The 16395-nt window shown below is 73.7% G+C and carries 11 protein-coding genes and 1 pseudogene; 8 read left to right on the top strand and 4 right to left on the bottom strand.

From position 1 onward, the window contains the following. The first annotated feature begins 190 nt into the window (after positions 1-190). Positions 191-1519, top strand: a complete 1329-nt coding sequence (locus ACFW47_RS16915; protein ID WP_386276547.1) for a M14 family zinc carboxypeptidase — start codon at positions 191-193, stop codon at positions 1517-1519. Continuing rightward, complete coding sequence (locus tag ACFW47_RS16910) at positions 1516-1986, top strand: SSI family serine proteinase inhibitor (protein WP_386306165.1); 471 nt, start codon at positions 1516-1518, stop codon at positions 1984-1986. Before ACFW47_RS16915 ends, ACFW47_RS16910 begins: the two co-directional genes overlap by 4 nt. 45 nt (positions 1987-2031) lie before the next feature. On the opposite strand, the gene lpdA is transcribed toward ACFW47_RS16910, so the two are convergent. After that, positions 2032-3435 (bottom strand): dihydrolipoyl dehydrogenase, encoded by a 1404-nt coding sequence (gene lpdA / locus ACFW47_RS16905; RefSeq protein WP_386306164.1) that lies wholly within the window; start codon positions 3433-3435, stop codon positions 2032-2034. Between the two features lie 120 nt (positions 3436-3555). On the opposite strand from lpdA, the gene ACFW47_RS16900 reads away from it, so the two are divergent. After that, entirely contained in the window at positions 3556-4503 is a 948-nt protein-coding gene (locus ACFW47_RS16900; protein WP_386276541.1) for a LysR family transcriptional regulator, read from the top strand. Between the two features lie 382 nt (positions 4504-4885). On the opposite strand, the gene treY is transcribed toward ACFW47_RS16900, so the two are convergent. Together treY and glgX are read right to left on the bottom strand one after the other, a co-directional pair. Then, positions 4886-7297: a malto-oligosyltrehalose synthase gene (treY, locus tag ACFW47_RS16895; RefSeq protein ID WP_386306163.1), complete on the bottom strand. Its 2412-nt coding sequence runs from the start codon at positions 7295-7297 to the stop codon at positions 4886-4888. 83 nt (positions 7298-7380) lie between these two features. Next, the gene (gene glgX, locus ACFW47_RS16890) at positions 7381-9489 is read right to left on the bottom strand and encodes a glycogen debranching protein GlgX (protein ID WP_386276537.1); all 2109 of its coding nucleotides are present in this window, start codon (positions 9487-9489) and stop codon (positions 7381-7383) included. A 367-nt stretch (positions 9490-9856) separates the two neighbouring features. Here glgX and ACFW47_RS16885 point away from each other — a divergent pair, with 367 nt between their 5' ends. Further along, positions 9857-11107: an SAV2148 family HEPN domain-containing protein gene (locus tag ACFW47_RS16885; protein WP_386276535.1), complete on the top strand. Its 1251-nt coding sequence runs from the start codon at positions 9857-9859 to the stop codon at positions 11105-11107. 114 nt (positions 11108-11221) lie between these two features. Continuing rightward, complete coding sequence (locus ACFW47_RS16880; RefSeq protein WP_386276533.1) at positions 11222-11944, top strand: 3'-5' exonuclease; 723 nt, start codon at positions 11222-11224, stop codon at positions 11942-11944. A gap of 135 nt (positions 11945-12079) precedes the next feature. Here the strand turns inward: ACFW47_RS16880 and ACFW47_RS16875 are convergent, their stop codons facing one another. Further along, positions 12080-12943: a phosphotransferase enzyme family protein gene (locus ACFW47_RS16875; protein WP_386276531.1), complete on the bottom strand. Its 864-nt coding sequence runs from the start codon at positions 12941-12943 to the stop codon at positions 12080-12082. 152 nt (positions 12944-13095) lie between these two features. On the opposite strand from ACFW47_RS16875, the gene ACFW47_RS16870 reads away from it, so the two are divergent. The 3 genes and pseudogenes from ACFW47_RS16870 to ACFW47_RS16860 all read left to right on the top strand — a co-directional run bounded on the left by ACFW47_RS16870 (position 13096) and on the right by ACFW47_RS16860 (position 16164). Beyond that, entirely contained in the window at positions 13096-14043 is a 948-nt protein-coding gene (locus ACFW47_RS16870) for a carbohydrate ABC transporter permease (protein ID WP_386306162.1), read from the top strand. After that, complete coding sequence (locus ACFW47_RS16865) at positions 14040-14873, top strand: carbohydrate ABC transporter permease (protein ID WP_386306161.1); 834 nt, start codon at positions 14040-14042, stop codon at positions 14871-14873. Before ACFW47_RS16870 ends, ACFW47_RS16865 begins: the two co-directional genes overlap by 4 nt. Continuing rightward, a pseudogene (locus ACFW47_RS16860) lies at positions 14873-16164 on the top strand (ABC transporter substrate-binding protein). The gene ACFW47_RS16865 and the pseudogene ACFW47_RS16860 overlap by 1 nt, the downstream one beginning before the upstream one ends. The last annotated feature ends 231 nt before the right edge of the window (positions 16165-16395 follow it).

Raw genomic sequence — 16395 nt, 5'->3', positions numbered from 1 at the left:
CTCTGGCCTGGGCTTCACTCGATGTCGTGCGTGTCGGTGGCGTGGTCCGGCAGGACAAATCCCTTTGCTTTTCACGGTGTTGACGTACCCATCAACTCGTGACTGACTGTGCGTACACCGCGCACGCCAGGTGAACCGACGGCCCGCATCGTGGAGGTGTGCCCTGCCGCCCCTCCTGCGCTATCCGACCGTGGACGAGCTGGGCGCCCGGGCCGCCGCACTCGTCGCCCGCCACCCCCGGCACGCCCGGCTGCGCCGCGTCGGCACCTCCCGCGCGGGCACCCCGCTCCTGCTGCTCTCCGTCGGCCACGGCAGCCGGCAGGCCCTCGTGGTCGCCGGACCGCACGCCAACGAACCCGTGGGCGGCGCCACCGTCCTGCGGCTCGCCGAGCGGGCCCTGGCCGACCCCCGGCTCACCGAGGGCGCCGACGCCACCTGGAACCTGCTGCTCTGCGTCGACCCCGACGGTCTGCGCCGCAACGAGGGCTGGCTGTCCGGCCCGTACACGCTGGGCCGCTACGCCCGGAACTTCTTCCGCCCCGGCTTCCTGGAGCAGCCCGAGTGGCTGCCCGACGGCCCCGACCACTCGACCCTGCCGGAGACCCGCGCGCTGCTCGCCCTCCAGGAGGAACTGCGGCCCTTCCTCCAGTGCTCCCTGCACGGCGTCGACGTCGGCGGCGGCTTCGTCGAGGTGACCCACGACCTGCCGGGCCTCGCCCAGCGCGTCGCCCACACCGCGGCCCGGCTCGGCGTCCCCCGCGAACTGGGCGCCTACGACACCCTGTACTGGCCCGACCTCGGCCCCGCCGTCTACCGCATTCCGCCGCCCCGCCGCGGTGACCTCACCGCGGCCATCACCGAGGCCGCCGTCGAGTCGACGTGGTGCCACCCGCAGCGGTACGGCACCGTCACCGCGGTCGTCGAGGCGCCCATGTGGGGCGTGGCCGCGGTGGGCGACGACTCGCCCCCCGCCGACCGGGACGCCGTGCTCCGTGCGGTGAGCCGCACCCTGCGGCACGACACCCAGCGCCTGCAACGCGTCCTCGCGCGTGTCCGGCCCCACGTCGCCACCGATCCGGACGCGGCCCGCCTCCTCGCACCGGTCGACGACTACCTCCTGGTGTGCCCCAGGCTCGCGGACGCCTGGGACCCCGACACGGAGGACGGAACGGGCCGCTCCCTGCCTCCCATGAACAACGCCCACCTGGTCGCCCTGCGCCTGGCCGGACGGCGCCTGTCTCTGCGGACGGCGGGCCTGCTGCACCAGCTGGTGACCCGTACGGGCGGCGACCCCGCGGGTGTCCTGCCCGAGGTGAACCGGCTCGTCGACGAGGGCTGCGCCGACTACCGCGACGGCTGCGCGGCCCGCTGGATCCCGGTCGCGCGCCAGGCGGAGTACCAGACACGGGTCGTCCTCGCCGCGTTCGAACTGGCCGGCCGCCGACGCCCCACCGCGGGTTCCCGTTCGGGTGAGCCGGGCTGGGGTCCGGGGGCGGCCGTGCCGATGCACCAGGAATGACACGGACCCTCACGACCGGTGCCGCCCGGGCCGCCCTCCTGGCGGCCACGGCCCTCCTCCTCACCTGCGCGACCCCCGTGCAGGCCACCGCCCAGCGGGAACCGGCCACCGACTGGCTCCTGCTCACCGTCACCCGGGAAGACGCCCGGCCGGGGATCCGGCCCGCAGCCCCGGCTGGCGCCCGGCCCGGTGCCGCGCGCGGCGCCCTGCTGCTGTGCGACCCGCCCCGGGGCCACGTCCGCGCGGAGCGCGCCTGCGCGGAACTCGACGCGGCGCGCGGCCGCATCGCGGACATCCCCGCGCGCGAGACCCACTGCCCGATGATCCACGCCCCGGTGACGGCCCAGGCACGCGGACAGTGGCGGGGACAGCCGGTGGAGTACGCGCGGACCTTCCCCAACGCGTGCGTGATGGCGGCGCTGACGGGGTCGGTCTTCGGGTGGGACGCGCAGGACGTGAGGGGCTGAGCGGCGGCACGGCGGACCGGTGTGCCGCGGCCGTCGGGCGCCGCGTCACTGCTGGTGCAGCCCCCGGCCCGCCAGGCTCAGGAACGCCTCGCCCACCGCCTCCGACAGCGTGGGGTGGGCGTGGACGTGCCGGGCCACGTCGGCGGGCTCGGCCTCCCAGCCGACGATCAGCTGGCTCTCGGCGATCATCTCCGACACGTGCGGGCCGACCAGGTGCACGCCGAGCACCCGGCCGCCCCCGGCTTCGGCGACGACCTTCACCGTCCCGCCCTGCCCGTGCACCATCCCCTTGGCGACGGCCGTGAGCGGCATGACGTTGACGGACACCTCGTACCCGCGCGCGCGTGCCTCCGCCTCGCCCAGGCCCACGGCGGCGGTCTGCGGCGCCGAGTACGTCACCCGTGGCACGGCCGTGTAGTCCACGGGCGCGGACGGCACGCCCGCCAGCGTCTCGGCCACCAGCAGGCCCTCCGCGAACGACGCGTGGGCCAGCCCGAGCGACGGCGGCGGCAGCAGGTCGCCCACGACGTGGACGCCGGGGACGGCGGTCTCCAGCCGGTCCCAGTCCGCCGGTACGACGAAGCCCCGCCGGTCGGTGTCCAGGCCCGCGGCGGCCAGCTCGAGCCCGTCGGTGACCGGCTCCCGCCCCACGGCCAGCAGGAGCCGTTCCGCGTCGACGGCGAGGGTCTCGCCCCGGGCCGTGCGGACGTGCGCGCGGACACCGTCGTCGAGCACCTCGGCGTCGAGCAGGCGGGCGCCCACCCGCACGTCGACGCCGCGCTTCTTGAGACCGCGCGCCAGATGGCGGCTCACGTCCGCGTCCTCCAGCGGCACGATCCGGTCGGCGGCCTCGACGAGGGTCACCCGCGCGCCCATCGAGCGGTGGAACGAGGCGTACTCGACGCCGATCGCGCCGCCGCCCAGGACCAGCACGGACGCCGGCAGCCCGGAAGCGAACAGGGCGTCGTCGCTCGTCACCACGCGCCGCCCGTCGGGGGCGAGCCCGGGGAGCGTGCGCGGGCGCGAGCCGGTCGCCAGCACGACGCCCCGGCGCGCGGTGAGGTCCCTCGCGCCGTCGACCCGTACCGTCCGGGCGCCGGTCAGCCGGGCGCCGCCCCGCACCACCCGCACGCCCGCGTGGGCGAGGTGCGCCTCCACGCCCTTGTGGTTGCGGTTCACGATGTCGTCGCGGGTGGCGACCAGGGCCGGCCAGTCGATGCCGTCCAGGCTCGCCTTCACGCCCCAGCGCTCGCGCGCCTCGGCCACCGAGTCGACCAGTTCGGCGGCGTGCAGCATGGCCTTGCTCGGGATGCAGCCGCGGTGCAGACAGGTCCCGCCGACCTTGTCGCGTTCGACGAGGGCGACGTCGAGACCCAGGGCCGCGGCACGCAGGGCGGTGCTGTAACCGCCGGTGCCGCCGCCGATGACGATCACGTCGTGTGTGTTCATGCCCTCAGCGTCCGCCCGCCCCTTGCCATGAGTCCAAGGCAATGTTCTTGTGGGTTCGATGCAGAGCCTTCATGACAAGGCCCGCTGTCGGAGCCGGACTTGGGAAAGGGGCCCGGGGGAATGAGCCTGCGGCAGATGGAGTACTTCCTGACCGTCGTCGACGAGGCGTCCTTCACCCGCGCGGCCGAGGCCCTGCACGTCACGCAGTCCGCGCTCTCCCACCAGATCAAGGCCCTGGAACGGTCGGTCGGCGGCGACCTGCTGGAACGCCTGCCGCGCGGGGTGCGCCTGACCCCGATGGGCCGCGCCTTCCGCCCGCACGCCGAACTCGCCGTCCGCAGCGCCGTCCAGGCCCGCCGCGCGGCGCGCGCGGCCGCCGGGGCCGAGGGCGGGGAACTGCACGTCGCCGCCGTGCACTCGGTGGCCGTCGGCATCCTGCCCGACGTCTTCGCCCGCTGGCGCGCCGCGCACCCCGGCGTCCTCCTGCACCTCCACGAGTACGCGACGACCGAGGCGCTGGAGGAGGAGGTCGAGCGCGGCACCGCGGACCTCGCCGTCGGCCCGGCTCCCCACGACTGGCCCGGTACCGTCGTCACGGTCGGCGAGGAGGAGATCGTGCTCGTCGTGCCCTTCGACGACCGCTTCGCGGGCCGTACGTCGGTCACGCTGCCCGAACTCGCCGACCGACCCTGGGTGCGGTGCGCCATGGAGCCCGTCGTCGAGGGCCAACGCTTCCTCGACTGGGCGTGCGGACGGGCCGGCTTCCGGCCGTACACCGCGGTCTACACCGAGCACACGTCGACGGCCGTACGGATGGCCGCCGCCGGCGTCGGCGTCTGCACGGCACCTTCGCACATCGTGAGCGGCGCGGTCGGCGAGGACTGCGTGGTCCTGACGCCCGACCCGCCCTGGAGACGCGCCCTGACCGTCTTCTCCCGCGTCCCGCCCACCGGTGCCGCCGAGGCCTTCGTCGACCTGCTCCGCACGTCCTGCCCGGCCGTCCCGGCCGCCACGACGGCACGTCCGCCCCACGTCTGCGACGGCACCGCCACCACCGCGCTCGCCTGACGCCGGCTGCCGCGCGCCGGGGACGCCCACCGGGGAAGGAGAGGGGGTTCACGCCCGGGTTCGTACCCCCTCCGAGCCCGCGAGTGGTCCGCGCTCGGACATCAGCGGTGTGCCCGGCCGGGGGAGGCGTCGGCGGTAGAGCCGTCGACAGGTGCGGCCGCCCGCCGGGCCGGCCGGTGACGGGCAGGGCGCAGGAGCCGTTTCCGTGCCGCGCCGGCCGGCCCGCACCCCCCGGGCAGGGCGCGGACCGCTGTTCGGGGAGCGACGAAAGGGCCGGAGGGAGGGACGGACCGGCGGTCGTCCGCCGTGCGGTGCCTTGCCGGTCCCCTGCTTCCCGCGCCGCGCGGGGCGGCTCAGGGGAGCCGTGCCGGTGGCCCACCGCTCAGCCCCCGGCCCCGCCCTCCGTCCCCACCCGCTCCAGCAGGGCCACCGGCACCTCCGCGAAGAGCTCCGCCGTGCGCGCGTGCCCGGTGAACTCCCGTCCGGGCGCCAGCGCGTCGGCCCACCGGCCCGGCGGCAGCGGGAGCGCCGTGTCGCGCCAGCCGCCCGCCTCCGCCAGCCGCAGCGACAAACGGGTCACGGCCGTCAGGACGTCGCCGGAGCGGACGAAGGCCACGCAGTGTGCGGCCGAGGGGCCCTCGGCGGTCAGCGCCTCGTACGTCGCCGTGTCCCCGAAGGCGTCGGGCCGTCGCGCCCGCAGCGCCAGTGCCGCCCGGGTCACCGCGGCCTTCCCGACGGGCGGTCCGTCCTCGACGGCTCCGGCGGACGGGAAGTCCACGGCCCGCCGGTTGTCCGGGTCGACCAGGGCGAGGTACTCCCGCTCGGTCCCCTGGTAGAGGTCCGGCACCCCCGGCATCGTCAGGTGGGTCAGGGCCGCACCGAGGACGTTGGCGCGGATGTGCGGTTCCAGGGCGGCGCGCAGGGCGGTCACCCGCTCGCCGGGCACCCCGCACGGGCCCGCCGCCACGAACCGGGCCACCGCCTCCTCGTACGGCGGCTCCTGCTCCGTCCAGCTGGTGTGCATCCCCGCCTCGCGCACGTGCTTCAGCAGCGCCTCCCGCACCCGCTCGCCGTCCGCCGGCCCCAGCCCGAACACCGTCTGCCAGGCCGCCCACGCCAGCTGCGCGTCCGGCACGCCGTCACTCGTCCGGGTGACCTCGGTGAGGACGTCAGCCCACCGCCCCGGGCACTGAGTGAGCACCGCGAGCGCGGCCCGCACGTCGGCGCTGCGTTTCGTGTCGTGGGTCGACACGACCGTGCCCGTCGCGGGCCAGTCGCGCTGCACGCGCGCGCAGTAGGCGTGGAACTCCTCGGGCGACACGGCGGGCCGCCCCGGGTCCCCGCCCACCTCGGCCGCCGACAGCAGCGGCACGTAACGGTAGAACGCCGTGTCCTCCACCGACTTCGCCCGCAGCGCCGACGCCGTCTGCGCGAACCGGGACCGGAACTCCTGGTGCTCGGGACCGTCCCCGTACCGCCCGAGCACCAGGCCCCGTACGACGTCCACCGCCCCGGCCTCCTCGGGCACCGCGAAGGCGAGCCGTGCCTCGGCCGCCGCCTCCTCCGTGACTACGGACGCCGCGTCCACCGACGTGTACGGCCGGTACACCTCCAGCCGCACCAGCAGCTCCCGCAGCGCCGTGCGCAGCGCCCAGGGCGCCCGGTCGCGCAGCGCGGCCTCCGGCGAGGCGACGCACAGCCGGTGCGCCACCCGGGTCAGCCGGTCCATCTCGGTGGCCAGCTCGTGCGTGAGCACCTTGTACGCCGCCCGCCGCACCGTCGCCGCCCAGTCCCCGCCCCGGTCCGTCTGCGGGGCCGCGAACCTGCGGTACTGGCCGAGGAGTTCCCCGTGCCCGGCCGGGTCCGTGAAGAGCCCGTCCACGTGCCGCAGGGCGTCGTACCCGGTGGTGCCCGCGACGGGCCAGGCGGCCGGCAGCCGTTCTCCGTCCGCCAGGATCTTCTCCACGACCGTCCACCGGCCGCCGCTCGCCTCGTGCAGCCGCGCGAGGTACGTGCCGGGGTCGGCGAGGCCGTCGGGGTGGTCGACCCGCAGCCCGTCGACCACGCCCTCGCGCAGCAGCCGCAGCACCGTGGCGTGCGTGGCCTCGAACACCTCCGGGTCCTCCACGCGGACGCCGATCAGCTCCGAGATGCTGAAGAACCGCCGGTAGTTCAGCTCGGTGCGGGCCAGCCGCCACCACACCGGCCGGTACCACTGCGCGTCCAGGAGCTGCGGCAGCGGCAGGTCCGAGGTGCCCTCCCGCAGCGGGAAGGCGTGCTCGTGGTAGCGCAGGACGTCCCCGTCGACCCGCAGGTCCTTCAGCACCTCGCCGACCGGCGCCCCCAGCACCGGCACCAGCAGCTGGCCGCCCTGCGCCTCCCAGTCGACGTCGAACCACCGCGCGTACGGCGACTTCGGTCCCTCGCGCAGCACCTCCCACAGGGCACGGTTGTGCCGGGGCGACATCGCCATGTGGTTCGGCACGATGTCCACCACGAGGCCGAGACCGTGTTCCCGCGCGGTGCGCGCCAGCGCCCGCAGCCCCTCCTCGCCGCCCAGCTCCTCGCGCACGCGCGCGTGGTCCACGACGTCGTAGCCGTGGAGCGAGCCCGGCACCGCCTCCAGGACGGGGGACAGGTGCAGGTGCGACACCCCGAGTGAGGCGAGGTAGGGCACGGCCGCGGCGGCGGCCGCGAAGGGGAACGCGGGCTGCAGCTGCAGCCGGTAGGTGGCGGTGGGGGCGGGGGAGGGGGAACGGGAGGACAGCACCGGGTCGGGTCGCTCAGGCGTCATGGAAACCTACGTACCCGCCCCGCCGCCTTTCGTGTCACCGGCCCCCTGCACGGGTGTCCTGCCCGTACCCGCGCGTACTCCGTCTAGACGGGCCGCCGCAGCACCGTCAGACTCCGGTCCACCAGGGTGAGCCGGTCACCGGCCTGCACCTTCACTCCCGTGTCCGGGGGCACCCCGTCCGCCCGCGAGGTGTCGACGACCACCTCCCACTGCCGGCCGTGGTCGACCGGCACCACGAAGTCCAGCGCCTTCGGCGAGGCGTTGAACATCAGCAGGAACGAGTCGTCGGCGATGCGTTCCCCGCGCGCGCCGGGCTCGGAGATCGCGTTGCCGTTCAGGAACACGGTGAGCGCCGACGCCCGCGCGGAGTTCCAGTCCCGCTGGGTCATCTCACCGCCCTCGGGCGTGAACCAGGCGATGTCCGACAACTCGTCGTGGGTGCCCTCCACCGGCCGTCCGTGGAAGAAGCGCCGCCTGCGGAAGACCGGGTGGTCCTTGCGCAGCCACACCATCGCGCGGGTGAACCGCAGCAGGTCGGGCTCGTCCTCGGGCCACCGGACCCACGCCAGCTCGTTGTCCTGACAGTAGGCGTTGTTGTTGCCCTTCTGGGTGCGGGCGAACTCGTCGCCGTGGCTGATCATCGGCACGCCCTGGGAGAGCAGCAGTGTGGCGATGAAGTTCCGCATCTGCCGGGCCCGCAGCTCCAGCACCGCCGGGTCGTCGGTCTCGCCCTCGGCCCCGCAGTTCCACGACCGGTTGTGGCTCTCGCCGTCGCGGTTGTCCTCCCCGTTGGCGTGGTTGCGCTTCTCGTTGTACGACACCATGTCGTGCAGCGTGAAGCCGTCGTGGCAGGTCACGAAGTTGATCGAGGCCAGCGGGCGGCGGCCGTCGTCCTGGTACAGGTCGGAGGAGCCGGTCAGCCGGGACGCGAACTCGGCGAGCGTGCGCGGCTCGCCGCGCCACAGGTCGCGCACCGTGTCCCGGTACTTTCCGTTCCACTCGGTCCACAGCGGCGGGAAGTTGCCCACCTGGTAGCCGCCCTCGCCCACGTCCCAGGGCTCGGCGATCAGCTTCACCTGCGAGACCACGGGGTCCTGCTGCACCAGGTCGAAGAACGACGACAGCCGGTCCACTTCGTGGAACTGCCGGGCCAGGGTCGCCGCCAGGTCGAAGCGGAAGCCGTCGACGTGCATCTCGGTGACCCAGTACCGCAGCGAGTCCATGATCATCTGGAGTACGTGCGGGGACCGCATGAGCAGCGAGTTCCCGGTCCCCGTGGTGTCCATGTAGTAGCGCGGGTCGTCGGTCAGCCGGTAGTACGAGGGGTTGTCGAGGCCCTTGAAGGACAGCGTGGGGCCCAGGTGGTTGCCCTCTGCGGTGTGGTTGTAGACCACGTCGAGGATCACCTCGATCCCGGCCTCGTGCAGCGCCTTCACCGCCGACTTGAACTCCAGCACCTGCTGCCCGCGGTCGCCCCAGGAGGCGTACGCGTTGTGCGGGGCGAAGAAGCCGATGGTGTTGTAGCCCCAGTAGTTGCTCAGGCCCATGTCGACCAGGCGGTGGTCGTTGACGAACTGGTGCACGGGCATCAGCTCCAGTGCGGTCACCCCCAGCTCGGTCAGGTGCTCGATCAGCGCCGGGTGTGCCAGGGCCGCGTAGGTGCCGCGCAGCTCCTCGGGGAGGCCGGGGTGCCGCATCGTCAGACCCTTGACGTGGGCCTCGTAGATCACCGTGTGGTGGTACTCCGTCCGGGGGCGCCGGTCGTCGCCCCAGTCGAAGTACGGGTTGACCACCACCGACGTCATGGTGTGCGGAGCGGAGTCCAGGTCGTTGCGCCGTTCGGGTTCGCCGAAGTGGTAGCCGTACACCTCCTCGCCCCACTGGACCGCGCCGCTGATCGCACGCGCGTACGGATCGAGGAGCAGCTTGGCGCTGTTGCAGCGCAGCCCGCGCTCCGGGGCGTACGGACCGTGCACGCGGTAGCCGTACCGCTGCCCCGGCATCACGCCCGGCACGTACGCGTGCCGTACGAACGCGTCGCTCTCCCGCAGCTCGACCGCTGTCTCCGAGCCGTCGTCGTGCAGCAGACACAGCTCTACTCGGTCGGCGGCCTCCGTGAAGACCGCGAAGTTCGTGCCGGCGCCGTCGTACGTGGCACCGAGTGGATATGCCTCTCCAGGCCAGACCTGCATGGACACGACTCTTTCAGGTGTGGGGCGCCGGTGCGGACGCCTTGGCTCCGAGTCCTCCGGAAGTCTCCCCGAAAGTGAGGCGACCACCTAGCACGTACGTCCTCCTACCCACCCCCTCGGCGTTCCGCGCGGTGCGCCCCTTGTCGCGGGCGCGAGGCATCCTTCCCCGTACCCGGCCACGTCACCGCTATGAATCCGCTCACTCCACGGTGTCCGGGCGGGCGGAACGTGCTTGGGGGTCAACGACGTTGGGAAAACCGTCCCGTCCATCGGGCTGCACCGCGCACCCCTGGCGGAGTACCCTTCCTTGATCGTTGGGACGGGGTCTGACCCGGAGTGCTCCGAGGGAGCGGAAGGCGGTGCGCGGGTGGGCTCGGGAGGGCTGGAGCTACCCCCTGGTGACGACGGTGGTCGGCAGGGGAACTCCGCGGACGTCCCGCCCGGTGCGGTGTCCCTGGCGCGGCCGATGAACGCGGGCGCGATCGGCCCCGAACTGGACTGGGACGCCGAGGCCTGGCACGAGGTGCGCACGCGGGCGCAGCGCGCCGGCCGGGCGTACATCTGGCTCAACCTCGTCGAGCAGCGGCTGCGCGCGGTCGTGGCCGCCGTCCTGCGTCCGGTCTACGAGCCCGTCCACGGCGACGACTGGGTGGTGGCCGCCGCCGGACCCGCCGGACAGGAGTGGGTGCAGCGCGCCGTCGCCGTCCGCGAGGTCAGCCGCCGCAAGGGCTACCTGCTCGACCCCGCCGACGACAACGTGCTCAGCTTTCTCACCCTGCCACAGCTGCGCGAGCTGATGGTCCAGCACTGGCCGTGCTTCGAGCCCTACGTGGACGAGCGCCGCGACGTGGAACTCGCCCTGGACGAACTGGAGGTCACCCGCAACGTCGTCTCGCGCAACCGGGCGCTGTCCGAGGCGGTGCTGAGCCAGGCCGAGCGGGCCTCGGCGCGGCTGCTGGAGGTGCTGGGCGCGGGCAGCGACGTGCCCTCCACGCGGCGGCTGCCGGTGGACGCGGTGGAGGACCTGGTCGGCGACCGGTACGCCGACGTGGTCGCCGTGCACTCGGACCGGGTGCGGCTGCTGCGCCAGTTCCCGGCCGAGGACCTCTTCGGCAGCGCGCGGCGCGTGGACGCCCTCGGTATCGGCCTCAACCTGCTCGTGCAGAACTTCTCCGGCCGCCGCCTGCTGCGGCTGGCCGAGTCCGGCGGCCGGGTGCGGCTGCTCTTCCTCAACCCGGCCTCCAGCGCCATCAAGCGCCGCGAGCGCGAACTCGGCATCAAGCGGGGCGAGCTGAGCCGCGCCGTGGAGATGAACATCCTGCACATGCGCCGGGTGCGCGCCCGGTTGCGCGACCCCGGCGCGTTCGAGATCCAGGTCTTCGACGAGACGCCCCGCTTCACCGCCTACCTCGTCGACGGCGACGGCGCGGACGGCATCGCGGTCGTGCAGTCCTACCTGCGCCGCACCCGGGGAATGGAGGCGCCGGTGCTCGTGCTGCGCAACGGGCGCAACGGCGGCAGGGTCGTGAAGTCGGACCAGGTGGACGAAGGCGGACTTTTCCCCACCTATCGTGAGGAGTTCGAGCTGATGTGGGCGGACTCGCGGCCGGTCTCCTGAACGCCGGCCCGGCTTGGCGGGCGGCACAAGCGGTAGGCGATCCTCCGATTGTCAGTGGCCCGTGCGAGGGTGGAGACCACTGGGGGAAAGCACCACCAAGAAGGGGGACCGCCCATGGGCTGGCACCGGGAGCTGCTGATCGGCTTCGACCTGGAGACGACAGGCACCGACCCGCGCGAGGCGCGCATCGTCACGGGCGCCGTGATCGAGGTCAGGGGCGGGGAGCCGCTGGGCCGCCGGGAGTGGCTGGCCGACCCCGGTGTGGAGATCCCGGCGGACGCGGAGGCGGTGCACGGCATCAGCACTGAGCGGGCCGCCGCCGAGGGCCGCCCCGCCGACCAGGTCGCCGACGCCATAGCCGGTGTGCTCGCTGCCTACTGGAAGGCGGGCGTCCCGGTCGTCGCCTACAACGCGGCCTTCGACCTGACCCTGCTCTCCGCCGAACTGCGGCGGTACGGCCTGCCGTCCCTGCGCGACCGCCTGGGCGGCCTGGACCCGGCCCCGGTCATGGACCCGTACACCATCGACCGTTCCGTCGACCGCTACCGCCGCGGCAAGCGCAACCTCGAAGCGGTCTGCAAGGAGTACGGCGTCCCGCTCGACGCCGCCCACGACGCCACCGCGGACGCCCTCGCCGCCGCCCGGCTGGCCTGCGCGATAGCCGGCCGCCACCCCAAGGTGGCCTCCCTCGGCCCGGCGGACCTGCACCACCGTCAGATCGAGTGGTACGCCGAATGGGCGGCCGACTTCCAGAGCTTCCTGCGACGCAAGGGAGACGCCACGGCCGTGGTCGACGGCAGATGGCCCCTGCGCGAGCCGGCCGGCGAGCGGGTCTGACCCGACGCTCCGGCTTGACCTGGGGGCAGGGCGTCCGGGGCCCCGCACCTCGGGCTCACCCGGGCAGCGGGACCGGTCCGGCGCCGAGGGCCGGCCTCGGACCGGGCACCCGGCCGACCGACCCCGGGCCCGGCGTCAGAACGGATACCACCGCACCGTCGGGTCCCCGTCCCGCAGCGACGCCACCCGGCGTTCGAACTCCGCCAGCGCCTTGGGGTTGCTCGGCGCGTGCTGTGCCACCCACGCGCAGCTGGCCGTCTCGCGGGCGCCGCGCAGCACCGCGCAGCCGTCCCACTCGCGCACGTCCCAGCCGTACGCCGCAGTGAAGGCGTCGTACGCGTCGGCGGGCAGCCCGTAGCGGTCCCGGCTGAGCGCGAGCACCACCAGGTCGTGCTCGCGCAGGTCGGTGGAGAAGGTCTCCAGGTCGACCAGGACGGGGCCGTCGGGAGTGACGTGCACGTTGCGGGGCAGCGCGTCGCCGTGGATCGGGCCCGGCGTCAGGTGCGGGGTGAGCGCGGCGGCGGCCGACGCGAAGCCGTCCCGCCGCTCGCGCAGATACGCGGCGTCCGCCGGGTCGATCACGTCGCCCGCGAGCCGCAGCCAGCGTTCCACACCGCCCAGCAGTTCGCGCGGCGGCAGTCCGAAGGAGGGGGAGGGCAGTTCGTGCACCAGCCGGAGCAGCACGGCCACGTCCCGCGGCTCGGCGGGCCGCACCGGGTCGGGCAGCCGCCGCCACACCGTCACCGGGTGGCCGTCGACGACCAGCGCCGTCGGGTCGGCCGCCCGCACCGCCGGCACACCGGCCTCTTCCAGCCATACCGCGACGGCCAGTTCCCGGCGCGCCCGGTCGAGCAGCTCCGCGTCCCGGCCCACCTTGACCGCCAGGTCACCGGCGGCGAACACCGCGTTCTCGCCCAGGGCGAGCAGCCGCGCCTCCCGCGCCGGGCCGGGCAGCACCCCCGCCTCGGCCAGCACCTCCCGCGCCCGTGCCTCGTCCATCGTCGCCTGCCTCCGTGTCCGCCGGGTTCCCGCCATCCGTCCGCCAGTGTCGCATTCGCACAGGTCGGAGCGTGTGCGCGGGCCCTTGACGGGGCACGGCGCCTTCACGACCATGACCAGGCCCGTCCGAGCTGTGCAAAGGGGCTGATTACGTGACATTGGTGACCGAGTCGAGGAGGCCGGCGCGCCGCCCGCCCGGCGGGGACCGGCCGCGGCGCGGCCCGGACCACGGCGCCTGGTTCCTGGTGCTGCCCGCGCTGATCCCCATCCTGGTGCTCAGCGTCGGTCCGCTGCTCTACGGCATCCTGCTCGCGTTCACCGACGCCCAGTCCGGCCGGACCGAGCCCACGCAGTGGATCGGCACGCTCAACTTCCAGGACCTGCTGCACGACACCCTGTTCTGGGAGTCGTTCCGCATCGGGCTGCTGTGGGCCGTCGGCGTGACGATCCCGCAGTTCCTGCTCGCGCTCGGCCTCGCCCTGCTGCTCAACCAGAACCTGCGGATGCGCTGGCTGGCACGTGCCCTCGCGATCATCCCCTGGGCGATGCCCGAGGTCGTCGTCGGCATCATGTGGCGGCTGGTCTACAACCCGGACGCGGGCATCCTCAACGAGACGCTGCGCGACCTCGGCCTCGGCGACGGCCGGGACTGGCTCAGCGGCCTCGCCACCGCCCTGCCCGCCGTCATCGTCGTCGGTGTCTGGGCCGGCATGCCGCAGACGACGGTCGCCCTGCTCGCCGGAGTGCAGAGCACCCCGCGCGAGCTGCACGAGGCCGCCGCGGTCGACGGCGTCGGCGCCTGGCGCCGCTTCCGCACCGTCACCTGGCCCGCCCTCAGACCGGTCGCCCTCGCCATCACCGCGCTCAACCTCATCTGGAACTTCAACTCCTTCGCCCTGGTCTACGTGCTGACCAACGGCGGTCCCGGCGGCCGGACCCGGCTGCCCATGCTCTTCGCCTACGAGGAGGCGTTCCGCTACGGCCAGTTCGGCTACGCGGCGGCGATGGGCTGCGTCATGGTGGCCGTGATCTCGATCGTCCTCGCCGTCTTCCTCGCCGGCCGGCTCAAGGGCGGACTCAAGGGAGGTGGCGAGGCGTGAGGACCTCGACCCCGGCCCGCGTGGGCCAGTACGCCGCGCTGTTCGCGTACCTCGTCTTCCTGGCCTTCCCCTTCCTCTGGCTGATCTCCACGGCCTTCAAACCGCCCCAGGAGCTGGGCAGCCTCCACCCCACCTGGATCCCCCAGAACCCCACCCTCGACAACTTCCGGCAGGCCTTCGACGAACAGCCCCTGCTGCGCGCCGCCCTCAACTCCCTGCTCGCCGCGCTCGGCGCCGCCGTGATCGCCGTACTGGTCGCGACGCCGATGGCGTACGTGATGGCCCGCCACCGCGGCCGGCTCGCGCGGGCGGCCACCGGGTGGGTCGTGGTCAGCCAGGCCTTCCCCTTCGTGCTGCTGATCATCCCGCTCTTCCTCGTCCTGAAGAACCTGCGGCTGATCAACAGCGTCCCCGGGCTGGTGATGGTGTACGTCGTGTGGTCGCTGCCGTTCGCGCTGTGGATGCTCGCCGGGTACGTCCGCGCGGTGCCGGCCGAGCTGGAGGAGGCGGCCGCCGTGGACGGCGCCGGGCGGCTGCGCACCCTGGTCTCCGTCACCGCGCCCCTGCTCGCGCCGGGGATCGTGGCGACGGCCCTGTTCGCCTTCATCACCGCGTGGAACGAGTTCTTCTTCGCCCTCGTCCTGCTCAAGACACCGGAGAAACAGACCCTGCCCGTGATCCTCACCCACTTCATCGGTGCCGAGGGTGTCGCGGACCTCGGCCCGCTCGCGGCCGCGGCGTTCCTCGCCACTCTGCCCTCCCTGGTCGTCTTCGCCCTGATCCAGCGGCGCATCACGGGCGGCATGCTCGCCGGGGCGGTGAAGAGCTGATGGCGGCACGCACGAGGATCGCGACCCTGCTGGCCTCCCTCGCCCTGCTGCTCGCGGGCTGCTCGGGCGGCGGCGACGGAGCGGACGACGGCCGGATCACCCTGCGCTTCCAGTCTTTGGCCTGGCAGGAGGAGTCCGTCGAGGCCAACAAGGAACTGGTGCGGGAGTGGAACGCCACCCATCCCGACGTACGCGTCGAATACGTCCAGGGCAGCTGGGACAGCGTCCACGACCAGCTCCTCACCTCCTTCGAGGGCGGCGAGGCGCCCGACATCATCCACGACGCCTCCGACGACCTCGCCGACTTCGCCTACGGCGGCTACCTCGCCGACCTGACCGACCTGCTGTCCGAGCGGCTGAGGTCCGGCATCCCGGAGCGCAGCTGGGAGACGGTGACCTTCGGCGACGGCGTCTACGGCGTGCCGTTCCTCCAGGAACCGCGCGTACTGTTCGCCAACGCGGACCTGCTCGAGGAGTCCGGCGTCCGCGTCCCGACGCCCGGGGAGCCCTGGACCTGGGCGGAGTTCCGCCGGGTGAGACGAAGCGGCTGAGCGGCGACGGGCGGTACGGGGTGGCCTGGCCGCTGAAGGAGCCCGTGTCCGCCACGCTCAACCTGTCCCTGTCCACCGGCGGGCAGCTGTTCCACCGGGGAGCGGACGGCAAGGTCACCGTCCGTGTCGAGGAGGGCGACCAGGTGGTCCCCCGCACCATCCACGACCAGGTCGACACCGACCACAGCGCCTCACCCACCACCCTCGGAAGCGGCGGCTCCGACACCCTGCCCGGCTTCTTCGCCGGCAAGTACGCGATGGTGCCGCTCGGCTTCTCCTACCGCCAGCAGATCGAACAGCAGGCGCCGGACGGCTTCGACTGGCAGGTGCTGCCCGCCCCGGCGGGAGCCGACGGCCTCACCCAGGGCGTCAGCCCCCAGACCCTGTCCATCGCCGAGGACAGCCCGCACAAGAGCGAGGCCGCCGCCTTCGTCGACTTCCTCCTCCAGCCGGACAACATGGTGCGCCTCGCCCTCGGCGACTGGATGCTGCCCACCGGCACCGAGGCGCTCCGGGATCCCGCGTTGCGCACGCAGGAGCACGGCTGGGCCGTGGGGACAGCCCTCGCGGCCCATCTGCGGTCCGCGCCCGCGCAGTCCGTCCGCGGCTATCCCGAGTGGAAGGACAAGGTGGCGACCCCCGCGCTCCAGGAGTACTACAGCGGGGCGATCGGCATGGAAGAGCTGCGCGAGAGACTGGAGAAGGACGGAAACCTCGTACTCGCCCGGTACCAGCGCTGACGGACGCCCGCGCGCGAAAACCCGTTGCCCGCCGGGCGCGAGCCCGCCTAACGTCGCCTCCGTGGCAGCTTTCAACGCGATCTTCAACTCCGGTCTCGGCCGGGGCTGCACGTACTCCGTCAGGATGCGTCGTGGCCCCGGAGCCCTGACCGGCCCGGGGTCCCCCCGCCGCTGACGCGCCCGACGCGCGCGGTGGGGCCGTTCCTCCGCATCTTCTTCTGCCTTCGTCTT

Source organism: Streptomyces sp. NPDC058796, assembly GCF_042745235.1.
Lineage (GTDB): Bacteria > Actinomycetota > Actinomycetes > Streptomycetales > Streptomycetaceae > Streptomyces.
The sequence above is the reverse complement of the archived record's forward strand: the minus strand, read 5'-3'. Positions and strand labels throughout refer to the sequence as shown.